Annotated in this window: 3 protein-coding genes (1 of these 3 running past the window's edge); all 3 read right to left on the bottom strand. The window is 75.1% G+C overall.

The genetic code is table 11. The features are described from left to right. Positions 1 to 47: 47 nt before the first annotated feature. Tightly spaced (each overlapping or abutting the next), the 3 genes in view from J2847_RS11455 to J2847_RS11445 form a layout consistent with a single transcriptional unit that may run on beyond the window. Positions 48 to 8,744: a non-ribosomal peptide synthetase/type I polyketide synthase gene (locus J2847_RS11455; RefSeq protein ID WP_209779097.1), complete on the bottom strand. Its 8,697-nt coding sequence runs from the start codon at positions 8,742 to 8,744 to the stop codon at positions 48 to 50. Further along, the gene (locus tag J2847_RS11450) at positions 8,741 to 18,724 is read right to left on the bottom strand and encodes a non-ribosomal peptide synthetase (RefSeq protein WP_209779096.1); all 9,984 of its coding nucleotides are present in this window, start codon (positions 18,722 to 18,724) and stop codon (positions 8,741 to 8,743) included. The genes J2847_RS11455 and J2847_RS11450 overlap by 4 nt, the downstream gene beginning before the upstream one ends. Continuing rightward, positions 18,721 to 21,581, bottom strand: partial view of an SDR family NAD(P)-dependent oxidoreductase gene (locus J2847_RS11445; RefSeq protein ID WP_209779095.1) — the 3' portion only. It continues 1,990 nt past the right edge of the window; only the last 2,861 of its 4,851 coding nucleotides appear in the window; its start codon lies off the right edge, out of view; its stop codon occupies positions 18,721 to 18,723. The genes J2847_RS11450 and J2847_RS11445 overlap by 4 nt, the downstream gene beginning before the upstream one ends.

Here is a 21,581-nt window from a genome sequence, read left to right as displayed (position 1 = left end):
TCCGGGGCACCGGCCGGGAAGCAAGGCAGGGGCCGGAGCCGCCGGGGTCATTCCCCGGCGTCGCAGAACCCTTCCACCGCCAGCTCCTCCCAATGGCCGGCGATGAGCCGGGCCGAGGGATCGGCCAGGATCGAGAAATGGTCGCCCGGCAGCGTGCGGGCGGCCAGCGGGCCGTCGCTGTAGCGGCTCCATCCCAGATCGTCCCCGGCCAGCGCGGCCGGCAGGCGGTCGCGGTCCGGCCGCGCCAGCGTGTCCGCCGCCCGCAGCAGCAGCAGGCGGACCGGCCGGGCGTCGGCGGGGGCGTAGTCCATCGCGGCGCAGCTCCGCATGACCTGGAGCATCCCCCGCAGAGGCGCCCGGCCGATCGCGGGCATACCATGCTCCCGCATCACCGCCAGCGCCCGGTCGAGGGCGTCGTCGGCGCCCAGCCCGGCGAAGCGGTCGCGGTCGGCCGCCAGCGGCCGGCCGGCGGTGGCGGCCAGCTCCTCCACCAGCGCGGCCAGCCAGTCCGCCTCCCCGAGGGCGTCGGCGCCGGCCAGGGGGTTGGGGCCGGGGGCGTAGCCGTCGATGACGGTCAGCCGCTCGACCGTCTCGCCGTCGCGCAGCAGGCGCTGGGCGACGGCGAAGGCCACCTTGGCCCCGAAGGAGTGGCCGCCCAGCCAGTAGGGGCCGTGGGGCTGGACCGCGCGGATCGCCCGCAGCGCGCGATCGGCCATGGCGTCCATGTCGGGATCGGGCGGGACGAGACCGTCGAGCCCGACGGGTTGCAGGCCGTAGACCGCCCGTCCGCCGCCCAGATGCCGGGCCAGCGGGGCGAAGGCCATGACGCTGCCGCCGGCGCCGGGAATCCAGAAGCAGGGGGGAGTGTCCCGGCTTCCATCCCCGTCGGCCAACGGGACCAGCGGCGACCGGACCTCGTCCTCCCCGGCACCGTTGCCCTCCCCGACGCGGTGGCCGTCGCGGCGCAGCAGGGTGGCGAGCGCGCCGACCGTCGGATGCCGGAACAGGGCGGCGAGCGGCAGGGCGACACCGAACTCCCGCTCGATCCGCGCGATCATCTCCACCGCCAGCAGCGAGGTGCCGCCGGCGTTGAAGAAGCTGGTGGCCGTCCCGATGCGTGGGATGCCCAGCACCGCTTCCCACAGGGCGCAGAGGGCGGTCTCGACCGCGTCGAGCGGGGGGCGGTGTTCGTCGTCGGCGAAGACGCCGCGCGGGTCGGGCAGCCGGTCCCGGTCGAGCTTGCCGCTGGCGTTCAGCGGCAGGGCGTCCAGCGTCACGAAGAAGCCGGGGACCATGTAGTCGGGCAGCACCGCCGACAGGTCGGCGCGCAGCCGGGCGGACAGCCCGTCGGCCGGCACGCCGGGGCTCGGCACCAGATAGGCGGCGAGGTCGCCGGGTTCGTGGCGCGGATGGCCGACCACCGCCGCCTGGGCGATTGCCGGATGCCGTCGGAGATGGGCCTCGATCTCGCCCGGCTCGACGCGGAAGCCACGGACCTTGATCTGCTCGTCGATGCGGCCGAGGAACTCGATGGAGGCCGGGGCGCCGTCCTCCCTCCGCCGGAACGCCACCCGGTCGCCGGTGGCGTAGAGCCGTTCACCGGCCAGGGGGTGAAGGGCGAAGCGCTCGGCGGTCAGCTCGGGGCGCTCCCAATAGCCGCGCGCCAGACCGGCCCCGCCGATGTGCAGCTCTCCCGCGACACCGGCCGGAACCGGGTTGCCGGCGGGATCGAGGACGAAGACCGACCAGCCGGCGAGCGGGCGGCCGATCAGCGGCTTCCGCCCCTCCGTTCCGCAAGGGGCGAGCGTGGCGCAGACCGTGGTCTCGGTCGGGCCGTAGGCGTTGACGACGACGCGCCCCTCCGCCTCCCACCGGCTGGCGAGGTCGGTGGGCAGGGCGGCCCCGGCGGAGACCAGCAGGCGCAGGGCGGGCAGCGGCCGGTGCGGCAGGGCGGCCAGCGCCGAGGGGGTGATGGTCAGGTGGGTGACGGCCTGTTCGTCGAGAAGCCGGGCCAGCCCGGGTCCGGGCATCAGCGCCTCGGCCGGGGCCATCACCAGCTCGGCCCCCGCCCCCAGCGCCATGGCGAATTCCCACACCGAGGCGTCGAAGCCGCTGCTGGCCATTTGCAGCACCCGGTCGCCCGGTCGCGCGCCGAACAGCCGGCGCTGTTCCAACGCAAGGGCGAGCAGCCCGCCATGGGTCAGCATCGCCCCCTTCGGCCGTCCGGTCGAGCCGGAGGTGTGGATGATGTAGGCGAGTGCGTCGGGCGCCGGACCCGCCATGGCCGCCGTCGCCGCCATCGGGGCGGAAGGCGGCGGGGCGGACAGGATCGCGGCGACCAGATCGGCGGTCAGGGTCGGGGGGTGGCGCAGATCCTCCCGGATGCCCTCCAGCCGGGCGGCCGGCGCCGCCGGATCGAGCGGGGCGTAGACCTTGCCGGCCTTGAGGATGCCGAGGAAGGCGATCACCAGCTCCGGCGCGCGCGGCATCGCCACGCAGACCGGAGCCTCGTCGGGCAGGCCGAGGCCGTCGAGATGGGCGGCCACCCGCTCGGCGCTCCGCTTCAACTCGGCGTAGGTCAGGCGGCGTTCGCCGAAGCGGACGGCCACCGCATCGGGCTGGCCGGCGGCGATGCCGTCGAACAGGTCGATGATGTTGCCGTGTGGAGCGGCGGGGGGAGGCGGCGGGACGACACCCGCCGGGATGGGGGCCGGGTCGCGGCTCCAGCGCTCCAGAATGTCCCGCAGCTCGTCGGCGGGAAGCAGGGGCAGCCGGGCGAGCGGCGTGTCGGGAGCGTCGACCGCGCCGTCCAGCAGGGTGCGGTACTGCGCGGCCATCCGCTCGACGCTGTCCTGGCGGAACAGCTCGGTCGCGTATTCCAGGCTGAGGACGAGGTCGCCCCCCGCCCCGCTGCCCGCTTCCGTGGCCACCTCGGTGATTGAGCAGAGCAGGTCGAAGGGGCAGCCGTTCTTGCTCGCCTCGACGAAGCCGATCTCCAGCCCGTCCGGCGAACGGCTCTCGTAGGGCAGATTCTGTAGGACGAAGCCGATCTGGGCCAGCGGGTGCTGGTCGGGCCGCCGTCGCGGCCGCAGGGCCTCCACCACCGTCTCGAAGGGGACGTCCTGGTTGGCGTAGGCCTCCAGCGCGGTCCTGCGGACGTCGTCGAGCAGGGCGCGGAAACCGGTGTCGGGCCGGGGCCGCGCCCGCAGCACCAGCAAGTTGACGAAGAAGCCGAAGATCTCCTCCTGCCAGTGCCGGGTGCGGTTGGCGACGCTGATCGCCACCGCCTGGTCGTCGATGCCGGTGTGGCGGAACAGCAGGCTGTGGAAGGCCGCCAGCAGGACCATGAAGGGGGTCGCCCCCTCGGCCTGGGCGAAGGCGCGGACCCGGCGGGCGAGGTCGGACCCCAGCGGCAGGGTCACGGTGGCGGAGCGGAACGCGCGCTCCGCCGGCAGGGGAAAGTCGCCGAGCAGCCCGTGGCGCTCGGGCAGCCCGTCCAGCCGCTCCCGCCAGTAGGCCGACTGCCGCGCCAGGGTGCCGGCGTCCAGCCCGCCGCGCTGCCAATGGGCGAAGTCGGCGTATTGCGCGGCGGGCTCGGGCAGCGGCGAGGGACGGTCTTGCGCGAAGGCCTCGTAGAGCGCGACCAGTTCCTTCATGAGCAGGCTGATCGACCAGCCGTCGGTGGCGATGTGGTGCATCACCAGCAGCAGCACATGGTCATCGGCCCCGCTTTCCAGCAGGAGGGCGCGGATCGGCGGCCCGTTCTCAAGATCGAAGGGGCGGGAGGATTCGGCGTCCAGCGCCCGCCGCTCGGCCTCCGCCAGGGCGGCGCCGGCGAGAGGACGCAGGGACAGCACGGGCAGGGGCAGCGGGGCCGGCGCCAGGATCTCCTGACGCGGGGCGGAGTCGTGGACGGGGAAGCGGGTGCGCAGCGCCTCGTGGCGGCGGACGATCTCGTCCAGCGTCCGGCCGAGCGCGTCGCGATCCAGCCGCCCGCTCAGCCGCAGCGCCAGCGGCACGTTGTAGGCGGCGCTGCCGGGGGCGAGCCGTCCGGCGACCCAGAGCTGGCGTTGGCCCCAGGACAGGGGCACCGCTTCCCCGGCCGGCCGGCGGGGAGGCTCGGCGGTGTCGGCGGCGGCCGTGCCTGTGCCCGTGCCCGTGCCCGCCCGCGCCGCCTCCACGGCTTCGGCCATGGCGCGCACGGTGGGCGTGCGGAACAGGACGCTCATCGGCAGGGCGACGCCGAAGCGGTGGCGGATCTGGGAAAGGATCTGGGTCGCCAGCAGCGAATGGCCGCCGAGGTCGAAAAAATTGTCGTCCGGCCCGATCCGCTCGTGGCCGAGCAGCGTGCGCCACACCGCGGCGATGCCGCTTTGGACGTCGCCGCCGCCGGCTTCCGGGGCGGTGGGAGTCGTTTCCGTGGCGGCCGCTTCCTCGCGCGGCGGCAGGTCGACCCACTGCCGCAGGCGCGGCTCCAGGTCGCCGCGGGTGACGATGGTCTGCGCCGCCGTGCCGTGATGGAGAACCCGCAGGAAGGCGTCCAGCCCCTCCGCCGCCGACATCTCCAGCGCGCGCAGAAGCTGGCCCGGCCCGCGCCCGTCGTCGCCACGCACCTGCCAGCTGTCCCAGTTCATGGCGATCCAGCGGCCGGGGTCCCGCTGCCCGGCCTGCTGGGCGGCGGTGTCGAGCGCGGCGTTGGCGGCGGCGTAGGCGGCGAAGCCCAACCCGCCCAGCACCGACGCCATCGAGGACATCAGCACGCAGAAATCCACCGCGCGGCCGTCGGACGCGCGGTCGGCCAGCAGCCGGTCGAGCACCCGCACGCCGTCCAGCTTCGGGGCGAACTGCTCGGCGCATTGCGCCGGGTCGTGCTCGTCGAGCGGCTGGTGCATCCGTGTGCCGACGGCCCCGGCGGCGTGGACCACCCCGTGGACCGCTCCCCATTCCGCCTCGGTCGCGGCGAACACCGCCGCCATCGCCTCCAGCCGGCCGGCGTCGGCGCCATGCAGGCGGATCTCGGCCCCCGCCGCCTCGAACGTCAGCAACCGTTCGAGCAGCTTGCGGGTGGGGTCGTCGGGGCCGTGCGTGGCGATCCAGCCCTCCCAGTCGGCGCGGGCCGGCTGGACGCTGCGGCCGACCAGCACCAGCCGGGCCTGGACCGTGCGCGCCAGATGGCCGGCGATCTCCAGCCCGAGCCCGCCCAGACCCCCGGTGATCAGATAGACCCCGCGCGGGCGCAGCGCCCGGCACCGCGGGCCGGCGGCGTCGAGCCGCTGGGGCGCGAAATCGGGCAGCCAGCGGTGGGCGCCGCGCAGGCAGAGCCGCGCCGGCCGTTCGGCGGCGCGCAGCTCCTGGCGGATGAGGTCGGCCAGCGCCGCGGTCGCGGCGCGCGGGCCGCCGGCCTCGGGCGGCACGAGGTCGATCAGGTGGGTGCGCAGGCTGGGGTATTCCTGCGGGATGACCAGGGCCGGCCCGGCGATCAGGCTCTTGTCCGGGCACAGGATCTCGTCGCCGGTCACGTCGAACAGGCCCGCCGTCAGCACGGTGACGTCGTGCGGAGCCCCGCCTCCAAGCGCGCGGCCGAGCAGGGACAGGCTGTGGAAGCCGAGCCGCCGCTCGGCCGCCGACTCCGCGTCGCCCATCGCTTTCGGCGGCTGGATCAGCGACCAGGCGTGGACGATGGTCCGGGGGACCGGGCCGATGTCGGCCAGCAGGCGGCGGTGGTCCTCGGGGCTGTCGGGGCGCAGGGTGGCGGCGCCGTCGGCCGGGGGGGCGTAGGCGTCGCCGGGACGCACGCGGAGGACGGCGCAGCCGTCGGCCTCCAGCCGGGCGGCCAGCGCTTCGTCCAGCCCTTCTGCGTCGGCGCCGCCGGGGCCGGCGAACAGCAGGACCCGGTCCGGCCCGCCGCCGGTCGCGGCGGGCGGTGGGCTGCGGCGCCAGACCGGGGCGAGGAACCAGTCGGCCGGATCGTCCTTGCGGCGGACCCCGCCGGGCGCGCGGGCCGTGGCGCTTGGGGCGGCGCCGGGAAGGGCGGGCGTTTCCGGCGGGTCGATCCAGCAGCGGCGGCGCTGGAACGGGTAGGTCGGCAGCGGCACCTTGCGCCGCGCCGCGCCGGCCCCGCTGCCGCTCCAATCGACGGCGACCCCGGCCTGCCACAGCCGGGCGAGGGACTGGGCGATGACGGCATCCTCCTCCACCCCCTCCTGCCGCTGCTGGGGGTGGGGAAGCGAGGCCACCACCGGCCGCGCCGGATCGAAGCCCGGATGGGCGCGGGCGAAGGTGCCGAGCGCGTTGCCGGGGCCGACCTCCAGCAGCGCCGTGTCGGACTCCGCCAGCACCGTGCCGATGCCGTCGGCGAAGCGCACCGCGTCGCGCAGGTGCCGCACCCAGTAGTCGGGCCGCGAGACCAGCGCCGCGTCCGCCCGCCCGCCGGTCGTGCCGGAGACGTAGGGAATGCGCGGCGGGTGGTAGGCGACGGCGCCCGCCGCCTCGGCGAAGGCCGCCAGGATGCTGTCCATGGTGCAGGAGTGGGCTCCCCGCGACACCTGGAGCCGGCGCGCCTCCACGCCGATTCCGGCGAGCCGGGCCTGGAACGCCTCCAGCGCGTCCTCATGGCCGGACACCACGCACAGGTCGTGGGCGTTGACCACCGCCAGCGACAGCCGGTCGTTGAGGAAGGGGCGGATCTCGCTCTCGCTGTTGCGCAGCGCCACCATGCCGCCGGGGGCGGTCTCGTCCATCAGCCGGCCGCGCGCGGCGACCAGCGTCAGGGCGTCCTCCTCCGCCAGGATGCCGGCGAGGCAGGCGGCGGCGTATTCGCCGCTGCTGTGGCCGATCACCCCCTGGGGCTCGATCCCCCACGACGCCCACAGCCGGGCGAGCGCCATCTGGACGATGAACATCGCCGGCTGGCTGACGCCCATCCGCTGCAACTGCCGGTCCGCCCACTCCTCACGGCCGGGGGCGGGGTGGAGAACCGCCAACGCGTCGATGCCGGTCCTGGCGGCCAGGGTCGCGGCCCGCTCGCGCAGAGCCTCGCGGAAGACGGGTTCCGTCTCGAAGAGGCGGCGGGTCATCCCGACCGACTGCCCGCCATGGCCGGTCAGCAGGAAGGTGACGCCGCGCCCGGCCTTGGCCTCCGTTGCGGCGGGGGCGTCGCCGAGGGCGCGGCGCAACTCGTCGGCGGTGCGGCCGACGGCGGCGAGGCGGTGGGGGAACAGCCTGCGCCCGGCCTGGAGGGTGTGGGCGGCGTCGGCCGGGGCGGGCGCGTCGGCCTCGGCCAGCCGGGCGGACAGGTCGGCGGCCATGCGGGCCAGCGCCTCGGGCGTGCGCGCCGACAGGGGGAGGATGTGCCAGCGTCGCTCGTCCCGGCCGGTATCGGCAGCGGCAGCGGCAGCGTCGGCGAAGCGGTTCTCCGCCAGCACGACATGGGCGTTGGTGCCGCCGATGCCGAAGGAGCTGACGGCTGCCACCCGGCTGCCCGGCTCCGCCGCCCAGTCGATCAGCCGGTCGTTGACGAAGAAGGGGCTGCCGGCGAGGCCGAGCGCCGGGTTGGGCGCCTGGAAATGCAGGGTCGGCGGGATCTGCCGGTGCAGCAGGCAGAGCGTCGCCTTGATCAGGCCGGCGACCCCGGCGGCGGCCCCGGTGTGGCCCATGTTGCTTTTCAGCGAGCCGACCGCGCAGGTCCCGACACCGCCGCCGCGGGCGCGGAACGCCTTGGTCAGCGCCGTGATCTCGATCGGGTCGCCGAGCGGGGTGGCGGTGCCGTGCGCCTCGACGTAGCCGACCTGGTCCGGGTGCACGCCGGCGATGTCCAGCGCCTCGGCGATGACGCGGGCCTGCCCGTCCGGACCGGGCGCGGTGTAGCCGACCTTGCGGGCGCCGTCGTTGTTGACGGCGCTGCCCTTGATGATGCCGAGGATGGTGGAGCCCTGCGCCAGCGCGTCGGCGAGCGGCTGGAGCAGCACGACCCCCGCCCCGGCCCCGTTCAGGGTGCCGGCGGCCTGCGCGTCGAAGGGGCGGCAATGGCCGTCGGGGGAGAGGATCATCCCTTCCTGGTGCCGGTAGCCCAGGTCCTGCGGGGTGGAGACCGCGACGCCGCCCGCCAGCGCCAGATCGCATTCGCCGTTCAGCAGGCTCTGGCAGGCCATGTGGACCGCCACCAGCGAGGTCGAGCAGGCCGTCTGCACCGTCACGCTCGGCCCGGTGAGGTTCAGCTTGTAGGAGGCCAGCGTCGCCAGATAGTCCTTGTCGTTGGCCAGCATCACCTGGAAGCTGCCGAAGGTGTCGAGGATGTCGGCGTTGCCGGCCAGATTGTTGAGGAAATAGGTGTTGACCCCCGCCCCGGCGAAGACGCCGATGTCGGGTTTTCCGGTGTCCCGACCCTCCGCCTCCCCGGCGTAGCCACCGGATTCCAACGCCTCCCACGCGCATTCCAGGAACAGCCGGTTCTGCGGGTCGAGCAGCGCCGCCTCCTGCGGGGCGTAGCCGAACAGGGCGGCGTCGAACGTCTCGATGTCGTCCAGCACCGCGCCGCGCTTGACGTAGGCCGGGTCGGCGAGCAGCTCCGGCGGGACGCCGCGCGCCAGCAGCTCCGCGTCGGTGAAGTCGGCGATGGCCTCGACCCCGTCGCGCAGCATCCGCCAGAAACCGGCGATGGTGGGAGCGCCGGGGAAGCGGCAGGCCATGCCGACGATGGCGATCTCGGTCGCCTCCGGCTGCGGCGTCGTCGTCCCAGCGGTCATCGCGTGCCCTCTCCCAAATCCGGTGTGTCGGTGTCGGTTGCCCCGTGGCGCAGGGCGGTGCGGCGGCCGCGCGCCTGGGCGCGGCTCTCCTGGCGGGCGGCGCGGACCGCCGCCCGGTGGCGGATCGCCGGCCCTTCCCGGGATCCGTCGATCAGGCGGGCCAGGGCCTTGACCGTCGGGTGCTCGAACAGGCCGACCATGGTGACGTGCCCGGCGTCGGGGAAGCGCCGCCGGATCTCGGCCAGCACCCGCAGCAGCAGGAAGGAGTAGCCGCCGAGGTCGAAGAAATTGTCGTGCAGCCCGACCGGCGGCCCTTGCAGGACCGACCGCCAGATCTCGGCGACCGCCCGTTCGGTGGCGCTGCCGGGTGGGGCCGAGGGGGCGGCCGGCCGGGCGGCGCCGCTGCCGGGCGGCGGCAGGGCCTTGCGGTCGATCTTGCCGCTGCGGGTCTGCGGCAGGGCCGGCAGTGGCACCCACAGGGTCGGCACCATGTAGTCGGGCAGCACCGCCGACAGCCCGTCGCGCACCACGCGCGGGTCGCCCGCCTCGGGGCTGGCGGGGACGTAGTAGGCGACCAGCCGCTTCTCGCCCCGGTCGTCGGCCCAGGCGACCACCGCCGCCTCGCGCGCGCGGGCCTGGGCGACGATGGCGCGCTCGACCTCCTCGGGTTCGATGCGGTAGCCGCGGATCTTCACCTGCTGGTCGATGCGGCCGAGGAAGTCGATCTCCGGCGGCCCGCCCCCCTCGTCCCAGCGGACGCAGGCGAGGTCGCCGGTGGCGTACATCATGCCCCCCGGGGACTTCGGTCCGAAGGGGTCGGGACGGAAGGCGGCTTCCGTCAGGTCGGGGCGGCCGAGATAGCCGTGGCTGACCGCCGTGCCGGCGATCCACAGCTGCCCCGGCACGCCGGGCGGCAGGGGCCGCCCCTCCTCGTCGAGGATGTGGACGGCGGTGTTGGCGACCGGCCGTCCGATGCGCGGCAGCTCCGGCCAGACGGCCGGGTCGTCGGGCAGGACCAGCGCGGTGGCGACGTGGGTCTCGGTCGGGCCGTACTGGTTGACCAGCCGGCAGCCCGGCAGATCCCGGAACATCCGCCGCAGGGCCGGAGTCACCTGCAAGCGTTCGCCGGCGGTCAGGAGTTCGTGCAAGGCGGCCGGCCGCGCCGGGGCCAGGGGCCAGGCCTCGGCCATCTGCTGGAGGGCGGTGAAGGGCAGGAAGATGCGCTGGATCCCCCAGCCGGCGGCCGCGGCCAGCATCGAAGGGACGTCGCGGCGCAGCGCCTCGTCCATCAGCACCAGGGTGCCGCCCGACGCCCAGGTGGCGAACATCTCCTGGCAGGCGACGTCGAAGCCGAGCGTGGTGAATTGCAGGGTGCGCAGCCCCGGCCGGAAGGACGGCTCCGCCACCTGCCAGCGGATCAGGTTGACCAGCGCCCGGTGCGGCATCCGCACCCCCTTGGGCTGCCCGGTCGAGCCCGAGGTGTAGAGCACATAGACGAGGTCTTCCGGCGACAGGGGAAGGTCGGGGTTGCCGGCCTCGTCCGTCCCGCCGGGCTCCGGCCCGGCCGGGACGCCCCGCGCGCCGTGGGGCAGGGCGTCGAGCCCGCTTGGCAGGGGCGCGTCGCCCACCACCAGCTTCACCCCGGCGTTGCCAATGATGAAGTCCAGCCGCGCCGCCGGCAGGGCGGGGTCGAGCGGCAGGTAGGCGCCGCCGGCCTTGAGGATGCCGAGCACGGCCGCCACCATCTCCAGCGACCGCTCCTGCCGGACGCCCACCGGGTCCCCGGGCCGCAGGCCGAGGGCCAGCAGCCGGCGGGCCAGCGCGTTGCTCCAGCGGTTCAGCCGGGCGTAGCTCAGCCTCTCTCCGGCGAACTCGACCGCGACCGCCGTGGGGTGGCGGGCGGCGGCCTCCTCGAACAGGCGGTGCAGCGTCCCGTCGCCGCCGCCCGCCACCGCCGGTCCCCGGCAGGCGGCCAGCAGCCGGTCGCGCTCGGCGTCGGAGAACAGCGGCAGATCGCGCAGCCGCCGTTCGGGCGTCTCGGCCACCGCGCGCAGCAGGGCGACATACTGGTCGACCATCCGCTGGGCGGTCGCCGGGTCGAACAGATCGCTGCTGTATTCCCAATGGCCGTCCAGCCCGCCGTCGGTTTCGATCAGGCTGAGCAGCAGGTCGAACTTGGCGGTGCGGCTGTCGATCTCCAGCGGCGCGAGCGTCAGGCCGGGCAGCTCGACCGGCTCGACCGGCGTGTTCTGGAGGTTGAACATCGCCTGGAACAGCGGCGCGTGCGACAGGCTGCGCGGCGGGTCGAGCGCGTCCACCAGCTTCTCGAAGGGCACGTCCGGGTTGGCGAAGGCGTCGAGCGCCATGCCGCGCACCGAATCGAGGACGTCGCGGAATCGCGGGTTGCCCGCCATGCGGCCGCGCAGCACCAGGGTGTTGGTGAAGAAGCCGATCAGCCCTTCCAGCGCGGCGTCGGACCGGCTGGCGACCGGGGTGCCGACGAGGATGTCGTCCTGGCGGGAATGGCGGTGCAGCAGCACCATGAACACCGCCAGCAGCGTCATGAACAGGCTGGCCTGGACCGCCTGTCCGGTCGCCAGCAGCCGGCGGGTCAGGCCGGCGTCGATCTGGAAGCGCAGGGTGGCGCCGTGGAAGCTCTGGCGGTGCGGGCGCGGCCGGTCGGTGCAGAGGTTGAGGTGCGGCGGCGCGCCGGCGAGCTGGCGAGTCCAGTAATCGAGCTGCGCCGCGAAACCCGGGCTTTCCAGCCATTGCCCCTGCCACACGGCGTAGTCGGCGTACTGCACCGGCAAGTGGGGCAGGGGCGGTGGCGGGATGGCGGCACCGCCATCCCCGGCCAGTTCGGCGGCGTAGAGGGCGCCGATCTCGCGGACGAAGACGGCCAGCGACCAGCCGTCGGACGCGATGTGGTGCCACGTCAGCACGCCCAGATGCCGGTCCGGCGCCAGTTCGATCAGCGTGAATCGGAGCGGCGGCTCGCGCGACAGGTCGATCGGGCGGGCGGCCTCGTTCAGCGCCAGCTCGGCCAGCGCCGCGTCGTCGAGAGCGGTGCCGGCCGGTGCGGTCTTGCGGGCGAAGGGCAGCGGTCCGGGCGGCAGGATGCGCTGCCACGGCTCCCCGTCGCGCAGCAGGAAGCAGGTCCGCAGCGACTCGTGGCGGCGCAGCAGGGCGCCGAAGGCGCGGGCGAGGGCCGATGCCTCAAGCCGTCCGGTCAGTCGGAAGGCGCCGATGGTGGTGTAGGCCCGGCCGCCGCCCTCCAGCCGGTCGAGGAACCACAGGGAGCGCTGGGAGTAGGAGACCGGCATCAGCGCCGACCCGTCCGCCTCGGCCCGGCGGGGCAGCGCGACCAGCGGCGGGCGGGCGACGGCGGGGCGGTCCTGCTCCAGCCGGCGCGCCAGTTCGGCGGCCAGCTCGGCGACGGTCGGGAAATCGAACACGTCGCGCGCCGACGTCGCGACCGGCCAGCCGGCGCGGATGCGCGAGACCACCTGCACCGCCATCAGCGAGTGGCCGCCCAGCTCGAAGAAATTGTCGTGGACGCCGATGGGGCCGGTCTTCAGCACGCCGCGCCAGATCGCCAGCAGACGGCCTTCGACCTCGTTGCGCGGCGGCGTCCGTTCGGCGGGCGGGCCGGGCTCGGCCAGGGCGGGGAGCGCCATGGCCTCCAGCCGGCGGCGGTCGATCTTTCCGCTCGACGCCAGGGGCAGGGCGTCCACCGCGACGAAATGGGCCGGGACCATGTGGTCGGGGAGCGTGCGCTTCAGCGCCGCGCGCAGGGCGGCGGCGTCCGGGCCGTGTCCGGCGACGAAGGCCACCAGCCGATGGTCGGTGTCGCCGGGACGGCGAACGCCGATCACCGCGCTCTCGCGCACCGACGGGACGGCGTTCAGCGCCGCCTCGATCTCGGCGGTCTCGATGCGGAAGCCGCGCACCTTGACCTGCCGGTCGGTGCGGCCGAGGAACTCCAGCCCCTCCGGTCCCAGCCGCACGCGGTCGCCGGTGCGGTACATCCGCGCCGCGCCGCCCGCGGGGGGATCCGCGAGGGGGCCGGCGAAGGGATCGGGCAGGAAGGCGGCGGCGGTCAGGTCCGGCTCGTTGAGATAGCCGTTGGCGAGGCCGGCGCCGGCCAGGACCAGCTCCCCCGCCATGCCGTCCGGCACCGGCCGCAACCGCCCGTCCAGCACATAGGCCCGCAGATTGTCCACCGGCCGGCCGATCGGCACCGTGCCCTGCCGCAGCCCCGGCCGGCATTCGCGGAAGACGGCGTCGATGCAGGTCTCGGTCGGGCCGTAGAGGTTGAAGACGCGCGCTGGGGCCGCCTGGACCAGCAGCCGGTCCTGCAAGCCGGTCGCCAGCGCCTCGCCGCCGGAAATCACCACCCGCAGCGACGGGCAGTCCGCCAGCAGCTCCTCGTCCACCATCACCTGGAGCAGCGCCGGCACCGCCTGGAACAGGGTGATGCCGTTGGCGCGGATCAGGTCGCGAAGGACGGCCGGCTCCTTCTCGCAGCCCGGCGGGGCGACGACCAGCCGGCCGCCGCAGACCAGCGGCGCGAAGAACTCGATGACCGAGGCGTCGAAGTCGAAGGAGGTCATCTGCAACAGCGCGTCATCGGCCGACAGGCCGAACTGGCGGCGGAACCAGAGCTGGTGGTTGACGATCGCCCGGTGCGGCACCGCCACCCCCTTCGGCGTGCCCGTCGAGCCGGAGGTGAACATCACGTAGGCCGGCCGGTCGTCCCGCGCCGGCACCGCCGGCGGGCTGTCGGGGTGCTCGGCGATGGCTTCCGCCTCGGCGTCGGGATCCAGAAGAACGGCCGGGGTGTCGGGCAGCCGAAAGCCGGGCTCGATGACCACGATCACCGGCCGGGCGGCGCGGATCACCGTCGCCGTCCGTTCGGCCGGGTGGGCCGGGTTGAGCGGGACATAGGCGCCGCCGGCCTTGAGGATCGCCAGCAGGATCACCGGCAGGTCGAGCGAGCGCCGCCGCCAGACTCCGACCAGCCCGCCGGGCTCCAGCCCCAGCGCGATGAGGTGATGCGCCAGCCGGTTGGCCGACGCCTCCAGCGCGCCGTAGCTCAGAACGGCGTCGCCGTGGGACAGGGCGGTAGCCGCCGGGGCGCGGCGCGCCTGTTCGGCCACCAGCTCGTGCAGGCCGAGGCCGGGTGGGCGGGGGTGGACGCTTCCGGCCAGGCCGGGTGGGCGGGCGCGCTCCCCGGCGTCGCGCAGGTCGATGGCCTCGACCGGCTGGTCCGGGTCGGCGAGCACCGCCGCCAGCAGGATGTTCAGCCAGCGGCCGAAACGGGCGACGCTGTCGGGGTGGAACAGCTCGCTGTTGTACTCCAGGCTGCCGGCGAAGCCGCCGCCCGACGGCTGCACCGTCAGGGTCAGGTCGTGCTTGGCGAAGGGCGAGTCCCAGGGAACCAGCTCCGCCGTCACCCCCGGCAGGGCGAGGGCGGCCGGCGCCTCGTCCTCCACCGCCAGCATGACCTGGAACAGCGGGGTGGTGTCGAGCCGGCGGTTGGGCTTCAGCGCCTCGACCAGCGTGGTGAAGGGAAGGTCCTGGTGGTCGAACGCCTCCAGCACCGTGCGCCGTGCCCGCTCCAGCAGGGCGGAGAAGGGCTCGCCACCGCCGGCCGGGCTGTCCGGGGAGCTGTCGGGGGGGCCGTCCAGCGGGGTGCGCAGCACCAGGGTGTCGGCGAAGAAGCCGACCAGCGGCTCGACGCCCCGGTGGTGGCGGCCGGCGATCGGGGTGCCGACGCCGAAATCCGCCTGTCCGGTCACCCGGTGCAGCAGGGCGGCGAAGACGGCGTAGAACAGCATGAAGCGGGTGGCGCGCCGCTCCCGGCACAGGCGGTCCACCGCCGCCGGGTCGGCGTCGATGGCGAAGACCGCCGTCGCCCCCCGGTTTCCGGGAACCGCCGGGCGCGGGAAATCGGCCGGCAGTTCCAGCCCGTCGGGCATGCCGTCGAGCTTGACCCGCCAATAGCCGAGCAGCCGCTCCAGCCGCTCCCCTTGCAGCCAGCAGCGGTGCCAGTCGGCGAAATCCTGGTACTGCACGGCCAGCGGCGGCGGGGCCGGGTGGCCGGCGCACAGCGCCTCGACCTCGCGCAGGAACAACGCGACCGACCAGCCGTCGCACACCAGATGGTGCATCACCACCTGGAGGTAATGCTCGCACGGGCCGACCCGCAGCAGGGTGGCGCGCAGCGGCGGCCCGCGCTCCAGATCGAAGGGCGCCTCCGCCCCCTCGGCGAGCAGGCGGGGCGCCTCCTCGGCGGTGCAGTCGCGCGTATCCAGACGGAAGCCGGTGTCGGCGATGTGGTGGACGGGCCGCCCGTCCCGCTCGGCGAAGACCGCCGACAGGCTGTCGTGGCGGCGGACGACGGCTTGCAGCGCCGCTTCCAGCGCGGCGTCGTCGAGGGGGCCGAGCAGTCGGTACTGGCCCGGCACGTTGTAGGCCCCGCCCATCGGCAGCAGCTTTTCCAGCACCCACAGCCGTTCCTGGGCGTGGGACAGGGGCAGGTCGCGGCGGCCGAGGTTGCGCGGGGCCAGCAGCGGGCCGGCGTTCCCGTCGTCGCCGTCATCCTCCGCCGGGCGGTCGATGAGGCGGGCCAGCGCGTCCAGCGTGGGGTGCTCGAAGACGCTGCGCACCGGCAGCGCGTCGGGCCGGCCGGCGGCGGCCAACGCCTCGCGGACCCGCGCGATCATGCGGATCGCCGACAGCGAGTTGCCGCCGCGCTCGAAGAAGTGGGTGGTCCGGTGGACCGCCCCGTCCCCGAGGATGCCGGCCCAGATCCCGGCCAGCAGCCTTTCGGTGGGGCCGGCCGGGACCTCGCCGGCCGGTTCGGCGTCCACCCGGTAGCGGTCGGAGGCGAGCGCCTTGCGGTCGATCTTGCCGGCGGGCGACACCGGCAGCGCGTCGAGCGCCACGAACCGGCTGGGCAGCATGTGGTCCGGCAGGCGCCGGGCCAGGGCGCCCCGGTGGTCGGCGTCGGGCGCCGCGTCCGCCTTCGGCACGTAGTAGGCCACCAGCCGGGGCTCGCCCTCGTCGTCGCGGACGACGACGGCGCATTCGGCGACGCCGGGCAGGCCGTCGAGCTGCGCCTCGACCTCGCCGGGCTCGATGCGGAAGCCGCGGATCTTCACCTGCCGGTCGATGCGGCCGAGGATGTCGACGACCAGTTCGCCGGTGGCGGGGTCGGGAACCCAGCGGGCCAGATCGCCGGTGCGGTACAGCCGCTCCGACCAGCGCTCGCCGGCGAGATCCAGCTCCAGCGTGACGAAGCGTTCGGCGGTCAGCTCGGGCCGTTCGTGATAGCCGATGGCCAGCCCCTCGCCGCCGGTCAGCAGCTCGCCGGCCACGCCCGGCGGCACCGGGTTGCCGTGCGGATCGAGGATGTGGACGCTGGTGCCGGCGATCGGCCGGCCGGCCGGGAACAGCGCCGCCGGACCCTTGGGGAAACGGTGGCAGGTGGTGAAGGTGGTGTTTTCCGTCGGGCCGTAGCCGTTGATCAGCGTGGTGCCGGGCAGCCGGGCCAGCGCCTCCGCCGCGTGCCGGCGCGACAGGGCCTCGCCGCCGGTCAGCAATTGCCGAACGCCGCGCAGGTCGTCGGGCGCGGTGTCGATCATCAGGGTGAACAGGCCCGAGGTCAGCCACAGGGTGGTGACGCCGCCCTCGCGGACGATCCGCCCGAGCGCCAGCAGGTCGTTCTCCAGCGGCGGAGCGATCAGCAGGGTGCCGCCGTTCAGCAGGCTGCCCCAGATTTCGAAGGTCGAGGCGTCGAAGGACACCGGGGCGAGCAGCAGCATCACCTCGGACGCGTCGAGCCGGGCGTAGTCGGCCCCCTTCACCAGCCGGACCACGCCACGGTGGGGGACGACCACCCCCTTGGGCAGGCCGGTGGAGCCGGAGGTGTACATGATGTAGGCCGGGCTGTCGGGGCCGATGCCGGGTGCGATGCCGGGTCCGGGGCGGGGCCCGGCGGCGGGGGCCGGCGGGGCGTCGTCGCCGGTTTCGGGCAGGCCGTCCACCAGCAGCCGGGGAACCGCCGTCCAGCCGATGCCGGCATCCCCGGCGCTGTCGGTGACGAGCAGGCCGATGCCCGAATCCTCGGCCATCCAGGCAAGCCGCTCCGGCGGGTAGCCGAGGTCGAGCGGCACATAGACCGCGCCCAGCCTGAGGATCGCCAGCAGCCCGACGATCAGCTCCGGCGAGCGGTCGAGCGCGATGCCGACCCGGTTGCCCGGACAAACCCCCCGTTGCCGCAGCCGGCCGGCCAGCCGGTCCGCCTGCCGGTCGAGCGTCCGGTAGTCGAGCCGGCGGTCGCCGAACCGCAGGGCGGTGGCCTCCGGCGTCGCCGCCGCCTGCCGGGCGAACAGGCCGTCGATGGTGGTCCCGGCGAAGGGGCCGGGGCCGCGCGGACGGTTCGACGCCCGCAGCAGCGCCCGTTCGTCCTCGGGGGTCAGCAGGGCCAGCGCGTGGACCGGCCGTTCGGGGGCCGCCAGCGCGTCGGCCAGCAGAAGGGCGAAGCGGCGGGCGATGCCCGCCACCGTCGCCTCGTCGAACAGGTCGCTCTGGAAATCCCAGCAGAGCAGAGGCCCACCCGGCTCGTCCGGGAGGATGGTCAGCATCAGCGGGTACTTGCCGGTGTCGGCGCGCAGGGGATGGGGAGCGAGGGCGACGCCGCCGAAGGACAGCTCGGCCATCTCCACGTTCTGGAGGACGATCATCGCCTGGAAGACCGGCGGGTGCGACGCCCCGCGCTCCGGCCGCAAGGCGTCCACCAGCAGGCCGAAGGGCAGCTCCTGGTGCTCGTAGGCGGCGAGCGCCGTGTCGCGCACCCCGGCCAGCAGGTCGCGGAAGGGCGCCCGCCCGTCCACGTCGCTGCGCAGGGCCAGCGTGTTGACGAAGTAGCCGGGCACCGTCTCCAGATCCGGGCGCAGCCGGTTGGCGATGGGGGTGCCGAGGACGATGGTCTCCTGCCCGGTGATCCGGTGCAGCAGCGCCGTGAAGGCGGCGGTGAAGACCATGAAGGCTGTGGTCCCCTCCCGCCGGCACAGGGCGTCCACCCCGTTTTGCAAGGCGGGATCGAGCGGCATGGCGACGCGGCCGCCCCGGTAGCTCTGGCGGGCGGGATGGGGGCGGTCGGTCGGCAGGGCGAGCAGCGGCGGCGCGTCGGCCAGGGCTTGGCGCCAGTAGGCCAGCAGCGCCGCGCCGCGCTCCCCCGCCAGCCGCTCGCGCTGCCACCGCGTGTAGTCGCCGTACTGCGCCGCCGGGGCCGGCAGCGGCGACGGGCGCCCGTCTCGGGCGGCGTCGTAGAGGGCCGACAGCTCCCCGACGAGCAGGGCGATCGACCAGCGGTCGGTGATCACATGATGCTGGCTGAACACCAGGATCCAGTCGCGCGCGCCGGTGCGCAGCAGATGGACGCGCAGCAGCGGCGGCCGCTCCAGGTCGAAGGGCGCCCAGGCGATGGCGTTCACCCGCGTGTCGAGCGCCGCCGCGTCCAGGCCGGCGGCGTCCTCCACCGGGACGGGCACGGCCAGGGCGGGGGCCACCACCTGATGGAGGGCGCCGTCGCGCAGCTCCAGCCGGGTGCGCAGGCTGTCGTGGCGGCGGCACAGCGCGCCGACCGCCGACTCCAGCGCCGCGACGTCGAGGTCGCCGTGCAGCCGGGCCGCCCGCGCCTCGATGTAGAGGGCGGGGCAGCCGGTCTCCAGCCGGTCGAGCGACCACAGCATCTCCTGGTTGGCCGAGGCCGGGATCACCGCGTCGCGGGGCGTCTCCGGCGCGGCGGAAAGCCGGGCGATCAGGTCGGGCTTGCGGGCGATCAGCGCGTCGCGCAGGGCACCCTGGATCACCCCCTTGGGGGCGGAGAAGCGGAGCTGCCCCTCCTCCACCCACAGCCGGACGTTCAGGCTGTCCAGTTGCCGCAGCAGCGCGTCGAGCCCGTCGCTCATAGGGTTCCCTCTTCCCGGTCCTCGTCGGCGTCGCCGCCGGCCGGCGCGGGCGCGGCGGCGTCCTCGATCCGGCGGGCCAGCGCCTCGATCGTCGGACCGGCGAAGAAGGCGCGGATCTCCAGTGTGACGCCGTAGGTCTCGCGGATGTGCGACAGGATGCGGGTGGCGCCCAGCGAGTTGCCGCCCAGCTCGAAGAAGCTGGCGTCCGGAGCCGGGGGCGGGCCGCCGAGGATCCGTTGCCACAGGCCGGTCAGGGCGGTGCGCACGTCCACCGTCGCCGTCGCCGGTCCGCCGGTCGGAGCGGGCGCGGCCGGGGCGACCGCCGTTCCCGCTGCCGTCCCCGCCGCCGTTCGGGCGCGCGAGACCAGCAGTTGCGGGGCGATGCCGACGGGCAGCCTGCGGAAGAGGGCGACTCCCTCCTCCGGCGTGATGCTGTCGGCTTCGAAGGGGTTCCCGTGCAGCCCGTCCCGCGTGACGGCGGTGGGCGGCGTCGCTGGTTCGGCGGAGGGAGCGGCCAGTGTGTAGCCGTCGATCTCGGCCAGCGTGCGGCCCTCGCGGTCGGCGATCGCCAGATCCCAGCGCAGCGTCCCGGCGCCGGCGGGGCCGGCCGACGGGCGGGCGACGCTGACCAGATGCGCCCCCAGCGGCCGGAACACCCGCAGGCGGCGGTAGCCGACCGGCAGATGCAGCGAGTCCGGCGCCCGGAGATGGCCGTGGACGCTGGTCGCGATGTCCAGCAGCGCCGGGTGCAGCGGGGTCGCCGCCAGGTCGCCGTGGAAGCGGTCGTCCAGGCTCAGTTCGGCGACGCTGCGCGCCCCGCTCCCTTCATCGCCGCTCACCCGCGTCAGCGAGCGCCAGCGCGGCCCCAGCTCCAGATCGGCCGGCGCCTGGTCCGGCAGGGGGTACGGACGGGCGGCCTGGCCGACGGCCGTGGGCGGCGCCACGCCGGCCAGCGGGTGCAGGGTGCCCTGGCCGTGCAGCAGCGGGGCGGTGTCCGGCGCCACGCTCTCCACCCGGAAGGCGGTGCCCTCGGCGTCGGGGATCAGGCTGACACGGAGGACGGCGCCGCCATTGGCTTTCGGCGCCCAGGGGCGGACCAGCGCGACGTCGCGCAGCTCGACCGGCCGGAAGCCGTCCCCCTCCGCCCGGTCATGCTGGAAGGCCGCCAGGGCCAGCTCGACCACCCCGGTTCCCGGCAGGGTCGGCCGCCCGAACAGGCGGTGCTCGGACAGCCGCCAGTCCCGTTCCGGATCCAGGCGGGCGCGGTAGCGGATCTCGCCGTCGGGCATCCGGGTCCGTTCGGCGAACAGCGGGTGGTCGAGGGCGGCGGTCTCGGCTTGGCGGTTCCAGACGTCCTGCGCCATGCCGACCGTGCGCCAGGAGTTCCAGTTGACCGCGATCACCGGCATCGGGTTGTCCGGCCGCTGGGCCAGCGCGTCGAGCACGGCGTTCGCCGCGGCGTAATGGCCCTGCCCGACCGTGGGCGCCACGGCGGCCAGCGACGAGCAGAGGACCAGGAAATCCGGCGGGTCGTCGCGCAGCGCGTCGATCAGCGCGCAGGCCCCGGCCACCTTCGGCGCCATCACCGCCCGCACCTGCCCGGCGTCCAGCGCGTCCAGCGTGGTGGCGCCCGGCAGGCCGGCGGCGTGGATCACCCCGTCGATGCGGCCGAAGCGGGCGCGGGCCTGCGCCACGGCTTGGGCGATCTGGGCCGGTTCCGCCGCGTCGGCGGCAAGCGCCAGAACCTCCGCGCCCTGGGCGCGCAGCGCCTCCAGCCGGCGGGCCTTGTCGCCGGGCTCGTTGGGGGCGGGGACGCCGCGCGACAGCAGCACCAGCTTCGCCGCCACCGTCCGCGCCAGATGGGCGGCGAGCGTGTGGCCGATGCCGCCCAGCCCGCCGGTGATCAGATAGACTCCGCCCGGCCGCAGCATCCCGGCCAGAGTCTCGGCCTCCAGCGGCATGGGCTCGCTGGCCGGTGCCCAGCGCTGGCCCCCGCGCAGGGCGATCTGCGCCGGGGCGCCGTCGCCGGGGGGCAGGCGCAGTTCCGCCGCCAGGGCGCCGGCCGTCACGCCGGGGCCGGCGTCGAGCACGCGGAAGGTTCGCCGCCGATGCTCCTGGGCCGCCACCGCCGCCAGGGCCGGCAGCGTCGCCAGCTCCGGCCGGACCGCGTCGGCGCCGGTCACCTGGAACAGGCCGGAGGCGACGGCGTGGATGGCGAAGGGCTTGTCGGGCCACACCCCGTCCACCGCCCGGATCCAGCGGTGCAGGTCGAGGAAGCCGGCCAGCGCCTGCCCGGCGACGTCCGTTCCGGCCGGGTCGGCGCAGAGGATCAGCGCCGCCGGCTCCCAGATCTTCAGGCGGGTCAGCAGGCGGTCGAGCTGCTCCGGCCGGCCGGCGTCGACGGTGTAGCGCCGCTCGGCCGGGTTCGTCGTCTGCTCCCCGGCGGCGATGCGGATCACCGTGTCGCCCTGCGCCTCCAGCGCGTCGGCCAGCCTTTCGCCAAGGCCGGCGCGATCCAGAACGACGATGCGGCAGCACGCTCCGCCATCCGCCGGCATGCGCGGCGGCAGCCGGCGCCAGGACGGCACCAGACAGGCGGGGGGAGGTTCGGCGGTGGTGGCCGGCTCCGCCACGGGCGGCGTGGGGAAGGCTTCGTCCGCAACGCTCCCCTCGGATCGGGCCATTTCGGATTGGGCGTCGAGCCAGTGGCGCTCCCGCTCGAACGGGTAGGTGGGCAGGGCGAGGCGGTGGGCAACGGCGCCGTCATGGACGGCGCTCCAGTCCGGCTCCACCCCGGCGAGCCACAGCCCGCCCAGCATCCGGGCGAGCCCGCCGTCGCCATCGGCGCCACCGGGCA

The sequence above is a fragment of the Azospirillum agricola genome (assembly GCF_017876095.1).
GTDB lineage: Bacteria > Pseudomonadota > Alphaproteobacteria > Azospirillales > Azospirillaceae > Azospirillum > Azospirillum agricola.
This window is presented reverse-complemented; position numbering and strand designations above follow the sequence as displayed.